Origin of the sequence: Neisseria sp. P0013.S005, assembly GCF_051958425.1 — a bacterium.
Lineage (GTDB): Bacteria > Pseudomonadota > Gammaproteobacteria > Burkholderiales > Neisseriaceae > Neisseria > Neisseria subflava.
Genome location: NZ_JBQCVL010000012.1, coordinates 1 through 16,523, shown reverse-complemented (window position 1 = coordinate 16,523; position 16,523 = coordinate 1). Strand labels below are relative to the sequence as shown.

Below are 16,523 nucleotides of genomic sequence, written 5' to 3'. Positions count from 1 at the left end.
TGACAAACATCGGTGATTGGTTTTATTTTCAGACGGCCTTAGCGGTATAAATCTATTAATTTCAATAAGAAATATTCTGTTAATTCCAATGTTTCACCATTCCAATCGAAATACGAACGGCGCGCGGTAACAGGCCGTCTGAAAGATGGATGGTCGGAATCTTCAAAACGAAGAAACTCAAAATCCGAACGTTTCAACGGCAATGTACCGTCAAACAGGCGCTCGCCCAAAGGCTGCGTTCCGCAATCCAATAATTCTGTCCATAGACGGCTATCCGGCCGGCACGCGCTTCTGGCTTGTATCACTGTTTCGCCGTCCAGTTTGAGCAAAACATCGCGCACAAAGATTTCATCGCTATTGTCCGCACCCTTCGTCAAACCCAAATACACAGGCTCAACTGAAAAATCCTTGCCGGAAGCACGCAGAGCGGCAGTTAGCGAAGAAACAGTTAGTAGATGTTCAGCATTAGACGACAAAAGACTTGAAGCTTCGGCATACGAACAAAGCGTGCCACGCGGTATATCAAGCTCCATCTGACACCTCTGTCTTGGCCAACTCCTGCCATTTGGCTTCGGGAAACTCATCTTTCAGACGGCCTTTAAGGTATTCCAAAGTGTCGCCGGCAACGGTTTCATCTTTGCTGTCGTGAATATGGTTGAAAATCAGGCTGTACAACTGGATGCCGTATTGTTTGAGCGCGGCGAAGCTGAGTAGGGTGTGGTTGATGCTGCCGAGCCGTCCGCTGGTAACGAGGATGACGGGATAAGCCTGTTGCTGAATATAATCAATGGTTAACAGATTTTCCGTCAGTGGCACCATCAATCCACCTGCACCTTCAACCAACACGATTTCGTATTGCGCCGCCAATTCTTGCGTGGCGGTACGGATTTTCTCCAAGTCCAAATCCCTGCCGTCCAGTCGGGCAGCAAGGTGGGGCGAAGCCGGATAGCTGAAGATTTCGGGCATGGTCAGCCCTTGTTTGTCGGCTTCCTGCATGGGTATGCCCATGATTTTGCGGTGGACGGCGATGTCGTCGGCGATGTTTTGGCAACCGGTTTGCACGGGCTTTTGCGTGATCACGCTTTTGCCCTGCTGCAACAATTTTTTTGCCAATACACCGGTGGCGACGGTTTTGCCGATGTCCGTGTCGATACCGCTGACGAAGTAAACGCCTTTCATTTGCTGTGTTCCTTCAAGATTTGCACGGTTTTGTCGGCAAGTTCGGTTAAGAGGTCGTCTGAAATAATATAAGGCGGCATGAGGTACACCAGCCTGCCGAATGGGCGCACCCAAATGCCCTGCGCCACGCAGTCCGCTTGAAAACGCGCCATATCCACGCCTTTTTCCAGCTCGATCACGCCGATGGCACCCAAAACGCGCACGTCTTTCACGCCGCGAATGTCCCATGCGGTTTTCAGACGACCTTTTAAGATGCTTTCGATGCGGCGGATATTTGCCTGCCAATCTTGTGACAAAAGCAGCCTGACCGAAGCGCAGGCAACGGCACACGCCAGCGGGTTTGCCATAAATGTCGGTCCGTGCATGAACACGCCCGCTTCGCCGCGCGAAATTGTTTCGGTAACTTTTTGCGAAGTGACTGCTGCCGCCAGCGTCATATAGCCGCCGCTCAAACCCTTGCCGATACACATAATATCCGGCACGACCTCCGCGTGCTCGCAGGCAAACATCTTGCCCGTGCGCCCGAATCCGGTGGCGATTTCGTCAAAAATCAACACAATATCAAATTCATCACACAAATCGCGCAAACCGCGAAGATACTGCGGATGATAAAAATACATGCCGCCCGCACCCTGCACGACCGGCTCTAAAATAAAGGCGGCGATATCCGCATGATGCGCTTCAAACAAGGCGCGGACAGGCTGCAAATCCGCCCCGTCCCATTCATCGTTAAAACGGCTTTTCGGATTATCGACAAAATAACGCTGCGGCAGAGCGCTGCCGAAAATATGGTGCATTCCCGTTTCCGGATCGCAGACGGACATCGCGTTCCAAGTATCGCCGTGATACCCGCGCCGCACCGTCGCAATATTCTGTTTCGCCGTCAAACCACGCGCCTGCTGGTACTGCACCGCCATCTTCAGCGCGACTTCCACCGAAACCGAACCCGAATCTGCATAAAAAATACGATCCAGCCCCTGCGGTAAAATCCCGACCAACAACTTGCCCAGCTCCACCGCCGGCTCGTGCGTCAAACCGCCGAACATCACATGCGACATTTGCTTAATCTGCGCCTCAACCGCCTGATTCAAAACAGGATGATTATAGCCGTGTATCGCACACCACCAAGACGACATCCCGTCAATCAGCCGCGTGCCGTCCGCCAATTCGATATGCACGCCCTCCGCACGGCGAACCGGATAAACAGGCAACGGGTCGGTCATGGATGTATAGGGATGGAGCAGATGGGCGCGGTCGAAATCGAGCAGGGAGGAATGTTCAGACATGTTTAAAACAATGGTTTGATTAGTCTCATTATTATATAACATATTTCCTATTTCAGACGGCACGTCTTCCGTACTGCATCAACGCCAATCCGACCACCGCCGCCAAACAGCCGGCAACCAAGGAAACATGCAATGCTTCGCCCAAAAACCAAGCGGAACACAAAATGCCGAATACCGGCACCAAAGTAATGTACGCCGCTGCGCTGCCTGCGCCCAAAGTCTTCACGCCTTCAAAATACCACGCATAGCTCAAGACCGTTGCCCCGACAGACAGGCCAATCAAAGCAAACCAGCCCCTGCCGTCCATTTCGGCAAGCATACCAAACGGCAGGCCGTCTGAAATCAGCGCAGGCGGCAACAACATCATTGCACCCAGCCAAGCAGTAGCCACGGTGACCGTCAGCGCATCAATCCCCCGCAACACCGCCCTGCCTATCATCGTATAAGTAACCAAGCAACAAAGGCTGCAAAATACCAGCACTTCGCCCCACCCTATGCCGCTACCCGACAAAAATGCCGCAATCTCGCCATGAGTGACCGCCCATATCGAGCCTGCCACTGCCAACAACATACCCGACACAATCTTGCCGTTGAGTTTCTCACCAAACAACAAAGCCGCAAAAAACATCGTCAGCACAGGATTGAACGTGACCAATACCGTCGCCCTTGAAGCAGGAATCCGCTGCAAACCCAGCATAGACAATACGGTAAAACCAAATACGCCGAATGCCGCTGCCAATGCCAATCCAAGCCATTGTTTGCGCGATACAACCGCCAAAGTACGCAACCGATACCGTGCAAACAGCCAGCCCAAAAGCAAGATTGCCGCCGTCAAAAAGCGCAGCATACCGCCCGTTAAAGGCGGCAGAGCTTGTCCCAGCATCCGCCCCATCGGCCAAGATGCGCCCCAAAACGCCGCCATGCCCAATAGTTTTAGATGGATTGCTAAATGTTTCATGGTGATGGATAACTTGAATAATTGGTTTAGAAAGCGTACAAGATCGGTTTGGAAGGATAAATTTCCTTAGCCGCCGACACTTGATAGAGTTTGCGCGGATAAAATACTACGCTGAATCATTATGGAAACAAAGGCCGTCTGAAAGACTGAAATCCAGCTTTTTCAGACGGCCTTTACTGCTCAATCAATAAGGCTTACAACTCAATGCCTTTGAGTTTCGCCACGGTATTAATGTCTTTGTCGCCGCGGCCGGACAGGTTGACCAGAATCACTTGGTCTTTGCCCATTTTCGGCGCGTTGGCGACTGCCCATGCGAGGGCGTGGCTGGACTCCAGCGCAGGAATAATGCCCTCAAAACGGCAGAGCAAATCAAAGGCTTCGAGTGCTTCGTCGTCTTTGGCGACGGTGTATTCGACGCGCTTGATGTCGTTCAGGTGGCTGTGTTCCGGGCCGATGCCTGGGTAGTCCAAGCCTGCGGAAACAGAGTGCGTACCCAAGACTTGGCCGTTTTCGTCCTGCATCAGGTAGCTGCGGAAACCGTGCAATACACCGATGGGGGCTTTGCTGGTAATCGGCGCGGCGTGGTCTGGCGTATCCACACCCAAACCGCCGGCTTCTACGCCGACCAAGCGCACGTTTTCTTCTTCGATATAAGGGTAGAACAAACCGATGGCGTTGGAGCCGCCTCCCACGCAGGCAACGGCAACATCAGGTTGGCGGCCGATGGCTTCCAACATTTGTTCTTTGGCTTCATTGCCGATCACGCATTGGAAATCGCGTACCATTTCCGGATACGGCGCAGGACCGGCGGCGGTGCCGATAATGTAGAACGTATCGTCCACACGTGCCACCCATTCACGCATGGCTTCGTTCATCGCGTCTTTCAGCGTGCGGCTGCCGCTGTCCACGCTGACCACGTTCGCACCCAATAATTTCATGCGGAACACGTTGGGCATTTGACGTTGGATATCGTCCGCACCCATGTACACGTCGCAAGTCATGCCGAAGCGTGCGGCGACGGTAGCAGAAGCCACGCCGTGCTGACCCGCGCCGGTCTCGGCAATCACGCGTTTTTTGCCCATACGGCGGGCGAGCAATGCCTGACCGATGGTGTTGTTGACTTTGTGCGCGCCGGTGTGGTTCAAATCTTCACGCTTCAGCCAGATTTGCGCGCCGCCCAAATGCTCGGACAATCGCGCGGCATGGTAAACAGGGCTGGGGCGGCCGACATAGTGTTTCAAATCATGGCGGAACTCTTCCCAAAATGAAGGATCTTCTTTCACTGCTTTATAGGCTTCTGCCAATTCTTGCAAAGCCGGAATCAGGGTTTCGGAAACATACAGGCCGCCGTGTTCGCCGAAAAAGCCGTTCTCGTCGGGAGCGTAATAATTTTTCATGGAATTTTTCCTTGTTCGTTTTATGGTTTCAGACGGCCTGATTCAGTACAAGGCCGTCTGAAAGTAAAATTGTCAGCAATTATAGCCGTTTTCCATTCATTTTGTCGGCAACTAATTGAATAATAATATCAGTAGACAAAATAGAAACAACAGCGTACAGCTCGATGTTGCAATCAATGCCGTACCTAACGGCGGCGCAATATGTTTTTCTTCGCTTTTGTTTCTCAAGCATATTTTTAATGCCAACATTCCGAGCCACAGCGCCAGTAACCAACAACCCAGAAAGTTAAGCACCAGTAAAGCAATAATCAACTCATTGGTATTTATAGTGCTTACGTTCAAAAATATCCAATTGAGGCCGTTAACAGACATAATGACTGCAGATATTTGTATCACATATAAAAGCGTTCCGCCCAACAATACCCTGATATGCCATTGTTTGGCCTTCAGCCACACTGAGACGACATTAAAAAGCCACCACAAAGCCATAAACGTCATTAAAGAGATTTCATAACGGTCCATCGCTCTACTCCTGAAAAACAGTCAATCCAGCCATTTCAAAAAAAGCCCGATATGCCGCCGCTTTTTTCGCCAAACTCAAAGGATAGGCACGCGAAGTCGAAGGCAGGCGCGTCAGAGTCAAATCACGCCCCGCATAGGGGAACGGTACTGTTTCGCCGGTCTTCGGCATTTTCATGCCGCTGCCTTGAATCTCCAACAAAACTTCGGTTGCCTTGCCGCCGGTGGTGCAAAGATGGCGGCACTTGGGCATTTGCGCCAATACTGCCGCCAAATCGACGGTTTCTATCACTTTTAAAAACTTATCCGAAGCATTGCCATGCTCGCGTATTGCCTTCAACACGGTCGGACAGGATGCAATCCCCTTCTCACTCAAAAACGCTTTGATTTTATCGGCATCAAACGCTTTTTCGCCCTGCTTTTGAAAATACGCCGCATCGCCGAAAAACACCAGCCCGTACACACGCCACATATCGTTTTGAAAATTCGGATAATGAAACTGCATCGCGTGTTTTTCTTCTTTAGGCGGAAACGTCCCCATCATCATGACTGTTGCCTGCGGGGGCAACAAGGCTGCGAAGGGGTGGGACTCAACGATTGGCTCTTGCATATCTGTATTCCGGTTGTTTTTCATTCAAACAAAATTTCAGACGGCCTTTACTGCCTGAATAAACGCCGCCATTTTCTCCCTGCTCTTAATCCCGCCGGAGATTTCCACGCCGCCGGACACATCCACCGCCGCCGCGCCACTGATTTTTACCGCTTCGGCAACGTTTTCCGCCGTCAATCCGCCGGCAAGTATCCACGGTTTGCCGATATTGCCATGCAACATGGTCCAGTCGAAACTTTGTCCCGTACCGCCGTATTCGGTCGGATGATAAGCATCAAACAGCAAAGCGCGGGCATTCGGGAATTTGGCACAGGCCGTCTGAATATCGGCAGCGGACTGTACGCGCACAGCCTTCAAATACGGGCGGTCAAACCGACGGCAAAAATCATCGTCTTCATCGCCGTGAAACTGAATCACATCTATCGGCACCTGACGCAAAATCTCGCGGATGGTTTGCTCGTTTTCATTCACAAACAAGGCCACCACCGATACAAACGGCGGCAGGTTTTTCACAACCTCCTGCGCCTGCTCAATACTCACTGCCCGTTTACTCTTGGCGTAAAACACCAGCCCGATGGCATCTGCACCCAATTCGGCCGCGGCCAGCGCGTCTTCAGGTCGGGTAATGCCGCAAATTTTGGTGCGTATGGTGTTCATGGGGATTGCCTTTTTAAACAGATAGGTCGGATATTATATAAGTTTAAGGCCGTCTGAACATGAAATATCAGGTTCAGACGGCCTTAAACTTTAAAACAAACATCAGCCGATAATTACTCATAACTTTGTGATTATTACCCTATTTTTAAACTGCCTATTTTTTCATCAAAATTAATTTATTCTTTATTATCAAATATCAAACCAAACTATCCACAATTGGATTCACACAAAATTTGGATAATGCCCGTTAATAAAAAATATTAAGGCCGTCTGAAAAATCTTTCAGACGACCTTTGATCCTTTTTACTCAAACGGTTTCTTCTGCCAATAAAACTTATCCTTTTTCAGACGGCCTTGAAATATATCGCCCTGTCCCAAAGCAAATACCAACGCGCCTGACAAATCCGTTCTCAATAAAGTAATGCCGTGCGCGCGGACACGATTTTGTACGGCAACGGTCGGATGTTTGTAGGCATTGGCATAGCCGCTGGATGCTACGGCATATTGCGGCGAAACCGTATGCAGAAAGCTGCCCGACGAAGCCGTGCTGCTGCCGTGATGTCCCAATATCAACACTTGGCTATACAGCGCATTGCCGTATTTCTCAATCAAACCGGCCTCGCCCTTCACGCCCAAATCTCCGGTTATCAACAAGGCTTTGCCGTTTGCCACGACACGCAATACGCAGCTTTGGTCGTTATCTTCCTTGCCCGTATTTTCAGACGGCCTGAGCAACTCGAAATCTACGCCGTCCCATCGCCATTTGTCTTCTTGGCAAAACTCTGCATTCGGATAAAACTCAGGTTGTCCGGCAAGCAACTTATCGGTACCGACAGCCGCTATACTTTGAAAACCACCGTCATGGTCAATATCATGGTGCGACAAAATCAGGCTGTCCAAACGGCGCACACCCATAGCGTTCAAACTCGGCACAATACCTGTTTGCGCCACTTGCTCCGTTCCCGTATCAAACAAAAGATTGCGGTTACGCGTTTGCACCAACACCGACAAACCTTGTCCCGCATCCATCACGGTAACTCTTGCCACTCCCTCCTCCAACTTGGCAGGATGATAAAACACAAAACCCAATAAAACCAGACATGCCCAAGGTTTTAAGCCCATTCCTTTAGGTAGCAATAACAGCAAAGCCGCCATCATCGCCAACACAAGCAAAGGTACAGGCGCTGCTGCGACGGCAAATTCAGGCGATACCGTAGCCAGCCATACCAAACCGCGTAAAGTATATTCCGCCAAAAATGCCGCTACCAACTGAACAAGCTCAAACGGGAAAACCGAACCCAGCAAAGCCAACGGCGTCAACACCCAAGAAAACCAAGGAATAGCCAGCGCATTAACCAACGGACTGAGCAAAGGTAACGAAGCAAACAAATAGCCCAGCAATACCACCGACAATACCGTTGCCGCCCATTGTCCCCGTACAGCCAAACGCCAGCCCGACTCTTTCAGACGGCCTGATGAAGCCCAAATCAAAGCAGCAACCAAACCGAAAGACAACCACGTTCCCACGCCCAATACAGCCAACGGGTCCAACAACAAAACAACAGCCAAAGCCTGCCACCACGCCGTCCAGCCCGAGCCGCTACTGCCGCGCCACCATGCCCATGCAAACGCAGCCAACATCAACACACTGCGTTGCGTCGGCACGGAAAAACCTGCCAAAAGCGCATAAAACAAAGCACCGGCAACACCGCCGGCCAATATCCACACACGCGGTTTCGCCGGAATCCACGGCAAATAACGGAAAATTCGCTTAATCAGCCAAGCAAACAATACCGCCACCATCATCACATGCAAACCCGAAATACTGACCAAGTGCGTCAGCCCCAAAGGGCGGAATGCCTGCCACAAAGGCGGCCTCAACGCCGATTGCTCGCCAATACTCAAAGCACGCATCAGCCCTATGCCGTCTGAAAACTCAGGATACTTATCCCCTGTTCTCTGCCAACTCCGGCTGACCGCATCACGCATATCAGCCAAACCGAAACCGCCGCCTTGCCGCGCGAGTTTCCTGTCGCGTCCCAAAGTACCCATGCCATCAATGCCATTGGCCAAAGCCCATGTTTCACGGTTCAAACCGCGCACATTCACTTCACCAATCACCGGCTTTACCCGCGCCGATACAGACCACCGACTGCCCACCGCCCAATCACGCCGCTGATAATCCGACAACATCAAATCAAATGCCTGCCCACGTTCATCCCAAGCCCTTGCCGCAAACTGCACACGCCGACCATCATCACGCGGCATATCCGCCACTTCAACCGTCAAAACTTTAGCCGCCGCCTCCCCCACAGGCCATTGACCAGCCAAAACCAGCCCGGTCCGCCACACTCCAAACACCATGCCTACACAGACGGCCAGCACCAACCAAGCTACAGCAAATCTTCGACACAACGCAAGCACGCCAATGATTACAGACAACCAAGCCCACCATGGCGGTACAAACGGCAACGCAAACGAAAGCACTACACCCACCACCCAAGCAGGCAACACAAACCGCCACGCCATGAACATTTTCCCTTAAATTATGATTATTAGATATGCAATAATAAATGCTTTTAGTAGATTATGACAAACGCCAACCAGCATTAGCAGATAAAAGATAGGTTCAAATCATTTCAAAACCGATAGACGCAAAAAAGCGCAATCCGAAACAGATTGCGCTTTTTTATAAACTGGCACGCCCACGGGGAATCGAACCCCGGTTACCGCCGTGAAAGGGCGATGTCCTAACCGCTAGACGATGGGCGCGGAGATTTTCTGTGGCGCACCCGGAGCGATTCGAACGCCCGACCCTCTGGTTCGTAGCCAGATACTCTATCCAACTGAGCTACGGGTGCATCAAGAAAGATTTGAATTATAAAGAGAGGGCTATTTACTGTCAAGCGTTTTATTTGGAAAACTTACAGACAGCGTGTAAAATGCGCACTTGCTATTGAATTTACAGAGAATAAAATGTCAGATTTCGCACGCTGGCCGCTCTTATCCGAAGCATTTTCCCGTTTGGGACGGCCTGTGGTCGTGGTGGATTTGGAGACGACTGGTGGAAATTTCTATCAAGACAGGATAACGGAAGTCGCCCTTGTTCGTTTTGAGCAAGGACGCGCCACACATTACGAGCAATTGGTCAATCCTTGCCGCAGCATTCCCGAATTTGTTGCCAGACTGACCGGAATTCATGATGAAACGGTGAAAAACGCGCCCGTCTTTGTCGATATTGCAGCCGATTTGTTGCCGCTATTGCAAGGTGCAGTGGTTGTTGCCCACAACAGCCGCTTTGACTATACCTTCCTACGCCACGAGTTTGCCCGTATCCATACTGACTTTGCCGCACCCTCCCTCTGTACGGTTCAACTGTCGCGCCGCCTGTATCCTGAGTTTTACAAACACAGTCTCGACAGTATTATCGAACGCACCGGCATTCAGACGGCCAACCGCCACCGCGCTATGACCGATGTTGCCGCATTGTGTGATTATCTCGAATTAAGTCTGGCAGAAAAAAATCATCAACAATGGGACGAACACGTCCGTGTATTGATGAATCCGAAAATGTTGCCCATTTGGTTGCCTGATTCGCTTGCCCAACAGCTCTATGCCCTGCCCGACAGTTACGGCGTATTGGTTTGGCTTGACCATTTCGGCAAAGCCCAAGCCATTGAAGCACACGAACGCGCATACAGTGAAACCGCCACCCTGCTGCACAGCAAAAAACTGCCACCGTACATCAAAGCCGCAGCCTCTATCCGTTTTATTCCGGCAGTCGGACAGCTTCATACATTATGGCTCAAAGCCCAGACCATGCAGGAATACCAACTGATGCCGTCTGAAAAGTCCACATCGTTTTCTACCGTCCGCTTTATCGCTGACGAACACGGCAGCCTTCAAGCACGCATCGTCTTGTTAAACAGCGGCACCAGAAATTGGCGCCCTTACGGTTTGTTTGCCCACAAAAAAGCAGCCAAACGTGCTTTGACGCAATGGTCGCAAGAACACAAACTCTGCCCAGATTCTCTCAATATTTTGCCGACCAGCTACGCAAAAGGCGAACCCTGCCCTGTCGAGGCCGTCGGAAAATGTAATGGCAACTGCCGCCAGCCAAACGGTATCAAACATCAAAACCAACGCATTACCGAGCTTGCCGCCCTACTCCCCGTAACCGATTGGGGCAAAGCACACGAAATTGAAATTACCGAAACCGATCCCCTGACCGGAAACAGCATTACCCTGCTCTGCGCCGGCGGCGCGTTGGCATTGCCTGATGGAAGCTGGTATTTCGACAGCAGCCTGCCTATCGTGATTAAAAACAAATTCAGGCAAGACAAAGAAAATATCCGTTTGATTGCTTAAAACAAGGCCGTCTGAAAACCAAATTTTCAGACGGCCTATTGTGAATAACTTTTCGCTTTATTCTCAAAACAAAACTGCCTAAATTTTAATCAGAACTTATTTTTATAATAGCAATCAAATACTAAACCGATTTATACACAAGCTGTTCACACAATTTTCAATGAAAGCTGTGTATACCCAGCCCAACGAGTAAACCATGAACAACCCTGAAATCATCTTCTTTGACATCGACGACACCCTCTACCGCAAATACACGGATACCCTGCGTCCTTCGGTTGCCCAAGCCATGCACGCATTGAAAGCCAAAGGCATTTTGACTGCCATTGCCACCGGCCGTCCGGAAGCCGCCATGCCTGCCAAAGTCAAAGCCTTGATTCAAGAATGTGGTATCGACATGCTCGTTACCATCAACGGCCAATATATTTCCTTTCGCGGTGAACCCCTGCAAAGTTACCCCTTGGACATTGCCGACATCGAAACCGCCATCAACCTGCTTGAACAACACAAAATAGACTACGCCTTTGTCAACAACCAAGAAATTGCCGTTTCCTCCCATTCGCCGCGCGTTGCTGAAGGCTTATCGCATATCCTGCCCAATTTCCTGACGGACAAAGAATATTTCCGCAAACAACCTGTTTATCAAATGTTGGTCTTTGTGGATAAGGAAGAAGAAAAAATCCTGCAACCGCTGATCCAGCAACACGGCTTCAAAACCGTCCGCTGGCATGAATATGCTGTGGACCTGCTGCGCAAAGAAGGTTCAAAAGCACGCGGCATCGCCCATGCAGTGGAAAAACTGGGCATTGATATGAGCAAAGTGATGGCATTCGGCGACAGCTTCAACGACTTGGAAATGCTGTCAACCGTCGGCTTTGGCGTTGCCATGGGCAATGGCGAAGAAGCAGCCAAAGCGGCCGCACAATTCGTCTGCCCAAGTGTCGATGAAGACGGCGTACTGCGCGGCTTGCAAGAATTGGGCGTCATTTAAACCATCAAATCAAAAGGCCGTCTGAACATTTTTCAGACGGCCTTGTTCTATCTATAAACGTTCTGCTTACTTCGGCAATACCAAAAAGCTAATCAGCAACTCTTTAAATACGAATCCAAACACACCCAAGCCCAAAACCAAGAAGAGCATGGCAATGCCGAATTTGCCGGCTTTGGATTCTTTACCCAAGTTCCAAACGATAAAGCCCAAAAAGATAATCAGGCCGCTCAGTAGGATTTTCATTGCCCATGAGGCGAATTCTGCTTCAGTCATATTCTTTCCTTGTATGATTCAGATGTGTGTTCATAAACTTCAGACGGCCTTATCGCAACAGGCCGTCTGAAATATCTTTTTTAAACTTATTTGTTCAAGACTTGCTTCAAATCTTCAATCAAATCGTCAACGTATTCCAAGCCGACAGACAGGCGCACCAAGCCCGGGCGGATATTGGCAGCAAGTTTTTCTTCAGGCTGCATACGGCCGTGGGTCGTTGTCCACGGGTGGGTAATGGTTGAGCGCACGTCGCCGAGGTTGGCAGTACGGGAAAAGAGTTCTACGCCGTCCACGATTTTCCATGCAGCTTCCTGATCGGCGACTTCAAAACCGATGACGATGCCGCCGCCGTTTTGCTGTTTGCGGATCAGTTCGGCTTGCGGATGGTCGGGCAAACCAGTGTAGTACACGGCTTGGACTTGCGGCTGTTGTTGCAGCCATTGGGCGATTTTTAACGCATTATCAAACTGTTTTTCCATACGCAGCGATAAGGTTTCCACGCCGCTCAACAGCTGCCATGCGTTAAACGGAGACATCGCCAAACCGCAAGAATTGCAATACATGGCAACTTGCGTCATCAATTCTTCCGAACCTGCCAACACGCCGCCCATCACGCGGCCGTGACCGTCAATCGCTTTGGTTGCGGAAGACACGGAAATATCCGCACCGTGTTTCAAAGGTTGCGAACCGGCTGGCGACAACAGGCTGTTGTCCACCACCAAAAGCGCGCCGATGCTGTGGGCCAGTTCGGCCAAAGCTTCCAAGTCGGCCACTTCGCCCAAAGGGTTGGACGGGGTTTCCAAGAAAAACAGTTTGGTATTGGGCTTGATTGCCGCTTTCCATTCATCTACATCAACCGGCGATACATGGCTGACCTCGATGCCGAACTTAGTTACGATGTTATTGATAAAACCGACAGTTGTACCAAACAGACTGCGGCTGGAAATAACATGATCACCGGCTTTCAAGAAGGTAAAAAATGCTGCTTGAATCGCGGACATACCGGTCGAAGTGGCCACTGCGCGCTCTGCGCCCTCCAATGCGGCAATGCGTTTTTCAAAGGCGGCAGTAGTCGGATTGGCCGTACGGGTATAAGTAAAACCTTTGATTTTTTTAGAAAACAAATCAGCCGCATGTTGGGCGTTTTCCCACATGAAGCTGCTGGTCAAAAACAGAGCCTGATTGTGTTCATAATATTCGGTTTGCTCTTTGCCACTGCGGATGGCAAGCGTTTGAGGATGAAGTTTTTTGCTCATTTTTTTCAATCTACCGTATGTTTCGATGGGCGCAGTAAACAATACGCCTGTTTAATTTGTTAACATTTTGCGCTTATTCCTGTCATCTTTCAAGCAGGAGGCCGTCTGAACAATTACTGGTAAACCTGTCCGCCGTGCTTCAGCCAACCGTCTTCATGACGACCTGCCGGATCATGATGCGTCCAATGGATAACGCCGCCCTGCTCCGACCATTCATATTCGCCGTAAAACGCTACTTTATCACCTTTTTTCAAGCCTTTGATTTTGTCGGCCAAATCGATATTATGCGCCACCAAAAGCGTTTGACCACTGGAAAGCTTCAAGATAAAGCGTTGATGGCGCGTACCTTTGTTGTCATCCGGCAGGGTTTTCCATACCGTGCCCTCGCCCTCAACCTGAATATCGCTTTGCTCGTTTTCAAACGCCTGTTTCAAAACCGCTTCGGCTGATTCTTTGCCCGAACCGATTTGCTGCTGAGCCGTATCGGCATTCTTTTTGCCCGCATTATTTTGTTTTTGAACAGCTTCTATTTTCTGCTGATTCTGCGATTGTACCGGCTGCTTGTTTTGCATTTTGTTATAGGCAAATACGGCAACCAAAGCAATCAGCAATACAATGATTTTATTTTTATTCATAACAATCTCAAAAAAAATGCCCGATTCTGCATCGGGCATATCAACTATTTAGAAAGGATATTTATCACGAAAACGTGAGCCGCTATTATACACGCTTCGTAAAATTTTAAGGGAAATTTACTCCGAAGGCCGTCTGAAATTTTTCAGACGGCCTGGATACTCAACGGCGATATTTCATTTCAGTCTTCATATCGTCCAAAATACGTTTGACGTTGTGTTCCAACACATCCTCCACCAAGCCCGGCGCCTGCTCGTTCAGCATTTGCTGCAACTGGTAAGTGAACAAGGCCATTTGTTTTTGCACGGCAATCCGAATCATGCCGTTGACCGCATCGGCCACATGGGGACGCAAACGCTTAATCAGACGCTCGGTTAACTCTTTTTCAGAAACACAGAATACTTCCCGACGGCCGATCGCTTGCGGGTTCAATACATTGATATGGACATTGATGGCCGGTTCTTGTTCAAGGCCGTCTGAAACCGCCTCTTCAGCCACTTGCGCATCATCATTTTCCGGTTTTTCCGTTTCTTCCACTTCAGGCACATCAAAATCTACGGCACCTGATTTCGGATTCAGTCTAACGGTGCGGATTGATTCGATATGACGCTCTGAAGCCTCGGCCTGCAATGCCGATTGCGCGCTCAACCAGTTGTCCTGCAAAACCACCATCGCATCGGTTTCCACTGCTTCACCCTCGTCGGCAAGGGCAGTATTGTGTTCCAACTGCCAGCGGTACAAATACTCTTCCAGCACTTTTTCACGATTGCCCGCATCCAGTTTATATTCTTTTTTAGGCGCGGTTTTGGGTGCAGCTTCGACAGCTTCGTCCGATTTTTTGACCAATGGCGCATGAGTCGGCGCGGTATTAAATTGTCGCGCCTGACGCAATCTTTCCAGGCGTTTTTCCCAATTCAGGTCTTCTTCCTCGAGGGCTGTGGGGTCAAGACGGTTGTTTTCCATAATAATCTCGTTTTTTCATTTTTATTGTGAATCGCATTCAAACCTAAAATCACTTGAAATACGGCCGATGGTTGAACATATCCGGCAAGCCGGCGCAAGCGTCACATTTTAATATTAATTCGCTATATAATCACTATTTTATTTAATACCCAAGGATACATCATGAGTAGCATCGAACAACGCCTCGAATATCTGGAAGAGGCCAACGACGCTTTGCGTATGCAAAACCACGTCCTCGCCACCGCACTCAAAGGCCTCATCCGCTCCCTACCCTCCGACATGGCCAACGATGCCGTAGAATCCATCCAGCTTGCCTTTGAAGACGCGTTGGCGGAATTAAGCTATGAAGACAGTCCGCACACCGACCTCTTCCATGACGTAACCTACGCATTTTTCCGAGAAAAAGACCACTGATTTCGGCTAGTATGTTCGCAAAATTATGCTAAACTAAGATTTTATCCGTTAACATTTTATTAAGAAAGCACATATCATGAACATGAAAAAATGGCTGGCCACTGCCCTCGCTTGTTCCGCCCTTGCCCTGACTGCCTGCGGCGGTCAAAGCGACAATGCCTCTGCTCCTGCCGATAAAGTGTACCGTGTCGGCTCTAATGCCGAGTTTGCCCCATTTGAATCTTTGGATTCTACCGGCAAAGTAGAAGGTTTTGACGTTGACTTAATGAACGCCATGGCTAAAGCCGGCAACTTCAAAGTCGAATTCAAACACCAGCCATGGGAAAGCCTCTTCCCTTCTTTGAACAACGGCGACGTCGACATCGTTATGTCCGGCGTAACCATCACTGACGACCGCAAACAAAGCATGCTCTTCAGCGATCCATACTTTGAAATTACCCAAGTTGTCCTCGTTCCAAAAGGTAAAAAAGTGGCCTCTTCCGAAGACCTGAAAAACATGGCCAAAGTCGGCGTGGTAACCGGCTACACCGGCGACTTCTCCGTTTCCAAACTCTTGGGCAACGACAATCCGAAAATCGCTCGCTTTGAAAGCGTTCCCCTGATTATCAAAGAATTGGAAAACGGCGGTCTGGATTCAGTAGTCAGCGACAGCGCGGTTATTGCCAACTATGTGAAAAACAACCCGACTAAAGGCTTGGATTTCATCTCCCTGCCTGACTTCACCATCGAAAACTACGGTATCGCTGCACGCAAAGGCGACGAAGCAACCATCAAAATGTTGAACGATGCGCTGAAAAAAGTACGCGAAAGTGGCGAATACGACAAAATTTACGCCAAATACTTTGCTAAAGAAGGCGAAAAAGCCGAAGCAGCCAAATAATTCTGGTATGACTTCTTGAACTAAAGGCCGTCTGAAAACTTTGAACTGGCCCCCAAATCTTGGATACTCATAAAAGCCTTTTCAGGCGCTCTGTGTAAGCTGGGTTCTGTATGCGACAGGACTCAGCTTTTTCAATTTCAAA

Annotated in this window: 17 protein-coding genes and 2 tRNA genes; 4 read left to right on the top strand and 15 right to left on the bottom strand. The window is 49.7% G+C overall.

Annotated features, from left to right (window positions below; all coding sequences use genetic code 11):
* Positions 1-38 precede the first annotated feature (38 nt).
* The 11 genes from ACTHTA_RS09975 to ACTHTA_RS09925 form a co-directional block, all read right to left on the bottom strand.
* On the bottom strand, positions 39-533 hold the full coding sequence (locus ACTHTA_RS09975) for a chorismate--pyruvate lyase family protein (protein ID WP_308888331.1): 495 nt from the start codon (positions 531-533) through the stop codon (positions 39-41).
* Complete coding sequence (bioD, locus tag ACTHTA_RS09970) at positions 523-1,179, bottom strand: dethiobiotin synthase (RefSeq protein ID WP_308888330.1); 657 nt, start codon at positions 1,177-1,179, stop codon at positions 523-525. Before bioD ends, ACTHTA_RS09975 begins: the two co-directional genes overlap by 11 nt.
* A complete protein-coding gene (gene bioA / locus ACTHTA_RS09965) occupies positions 1,176-2,465 on the bottom strand; it encodes an adenosylmethionine--8-amino-7-oxononanoate transaminase (protein WP_308888329.1) in 1,290 nt (429 codons plus the stop codon). The genes bioD and bioA overlap by 4 nt, the downstream gene beginning before the upstream one ends.
* Positions 2,466-2,517: 52 nt before the next feature.
* Positions 2,518-3,423 carry a DMT family transporter gene (locus ACTHTA_RS09960; RefSeq protein ID WP_308888328.1) on the bottom strand — a complete coding sequence of 302 codons (906 nt, stop codon included), beginning with the start codon at positions 3,421-3,423 and terminating at the stop codon, positions 2,518-2,520.
* Positions 3,424-3,617: 194 nt separating this feature from the next.
* Positions 3,618-4,820: a tryptophan synthase subunit beta gene (gene trpB / locus ACTHTA_RS09955; protein WP_308888327.1), complete on the bottom strand. Its 1,203-nt coding sequence runs from the start codon at positions 4,818-4,820 to the stop codon at positions 3,618-3,620.
* A 111-nt stretch (positions 4,821-4,931) separates the two neighbouring features.
* Entirely contained in the window at positions 4,932-5,342 is a 411-nt protein-coding gene (locus ACTHTA_RS09950) for a hypothetical protein (RefSeq protein WP_283121897.1), read from the bottom strand.
* 4 nt (positions 5,343-5,346) lie between these two features.
* Positions 5,347-5,949 (bottom strand): DNA glycosylase, encoded by a 603-nt coding sequence (locus ACTHTA_RS09945; protein WP_283121896.1) that lies wholly within the window; start codon positions 5,947-5,949, stop codon positions 5,347-5,349.
* Between the two features lie 36 nt (positions 5,950-5,985).
* Positions 5,986-6,606 (bottom strand): phosphoribosylanthranilate isomerase, encoded by a 621-nt coding sequence (locus ACTHTA_RS09940; RefSeq protein WP_308888326.1) that lies wholly within the window; start codon positions 6,604-6,606, stop codon positions 5,986-5,988.
* Between the two features lie 303 nt (positions 6,607-6,909).
* A complete protein-coding gene (locus ACTHTA_RS09935) occupies positions 6,910-9,135 on the bottom strand; it encodes a DNA internalization-related competence protein ComEC/Rec2 (protein ID WP_440364290.1) in 2,226 nt (741 codons plus the stop codon).
* 168 nt (positions 9,136-9,303) lie between these two features.
* A tRNA-Glu gene (locus tag ACTHTA_RS09930) sits at positions 9,304-9,378 on the bottom strand.
* Positions 9,379-9,390: 12 nt separating this feature from the next.
* Positions 9,391-9,467 (bottom strand) — tRNA-Arg (locus ACTHTA_RS09925).
* 115 nt (positions 9,468-9,582) lie between these two features.
* Here ACTHTA_RS09925 and ACTHTA_RS09920 point away from each other — a divergent pair.
* Together ACTHTA_RS09920 and ACTHTA_RS09915 are read left to right on the top strand one after the other, a co-directional pair.
* Positions 9,583-10,974, top strand: coding sequence for a 3'-5' exonuclease family protein (locus ACTHTA_RS09920; protein WP_308888324.1), 1,392 nt, complete (start codon positions 9,583-9,585; stop codon positions 10,972-10,974).
* Positions 10,975-11,170: 196 nt separating this feature from the next.
* Positions 11,171-11,962 carry a Cof-type HAD-IIB family hydrolase gene (locus ACTHTA_RS09915; protein WP_154954091.1) on the top strand — a complete coding sequence of 264 codons (792 nt, stop codon included), beginning with the start codon at positions 11,171-11,173 and terminating at the stop codon, positions 11,960-11,962.
* Between the two features lie 66 nt (positions 11,963-12,028).
* Here the strand turns inward: ACTHTA_RS09915 and ACTHTA_RS09910 are convergent, their stop codons facing one another.
* The 4 genes from ACTHTA_RS09910 to ACTHTA_RS09895 form a co-directional block, all read right to left on the bottom strand.
* Entirely contained in the window at positions 12,029-12,235 is a 207-nt protein-coding gene (locus ACTHTA_RS09910; protein WP_003680520.1) for a DUF2788 domain-containing protein, read from the bottom strand.
* 86 nt (positions 12,236-12,321) lie between these two features.
* Positions 12,322-13,491: an O-succinylhomoserine sulfhydrylase gene (gene metZ / locus ACTHTA_RS09905; protein WP_308888323.1), complete on the bottom strand. Its 1,170-nt coding sequence runs from the start codon at positions 13,489-13,491 to the stop codon at positions 12,322-12,324.
* 113 nt (positions 13,492-13,604) lie between these two features.
* Positions 13,605-14,165: a DUF3465 domain-containing protein gene (locus ACTHTA_RS09900; RefSeq protein WP_107769264.1), complete on the bottom strand. Its 561-nt coding sequence runs from the start codon at positions 14,163-14,165 to the stop codon at positions 13,605-13,607.
* Between the two features lie 121 nt (positions 14,166-14,286).
* On the bottom strand, positions 14,287-15,087 hold the full coding sequence (locus ACTHTA_RS09895; RefSeq protein ID WP_308888322.1) for a hypothetical protein: 801 nt from the start codon (positions 15,085-15,087) through the stop codon (positions 14,287-14,289).
* Positions 15,088-15,249: 162 nt separating this feature from the next.
* Between ACTHTA_RS09895 and ACTHTA_RS09890 the strand changes: the two genes are divergently transcribed.
* Entirely contained in the window at positions 15,250-15,501 is a 252-nt protein-coding gene (locus tag ACTHTA_RS09890) for an NGO1151 family protein (RefSeq protein ID WP_003680526.1), read from the top strand.
* A gap of 76 nt (positions 15,502-15,577) precedes the next feature.
* Positions 15,578-16,381, top strand: coding sequence for a basic amino acid ABC transporter substrate-binding protein (locus tag ACTHTA_RS09885; RefSeq protein ID WP_308888321.1), 804 nt, complete (start codon positions 15,578-15,580; stop codon positions 16,379-16,381).
* Positions 16,382-16,523: the final 142 nt, after the last annotated feature.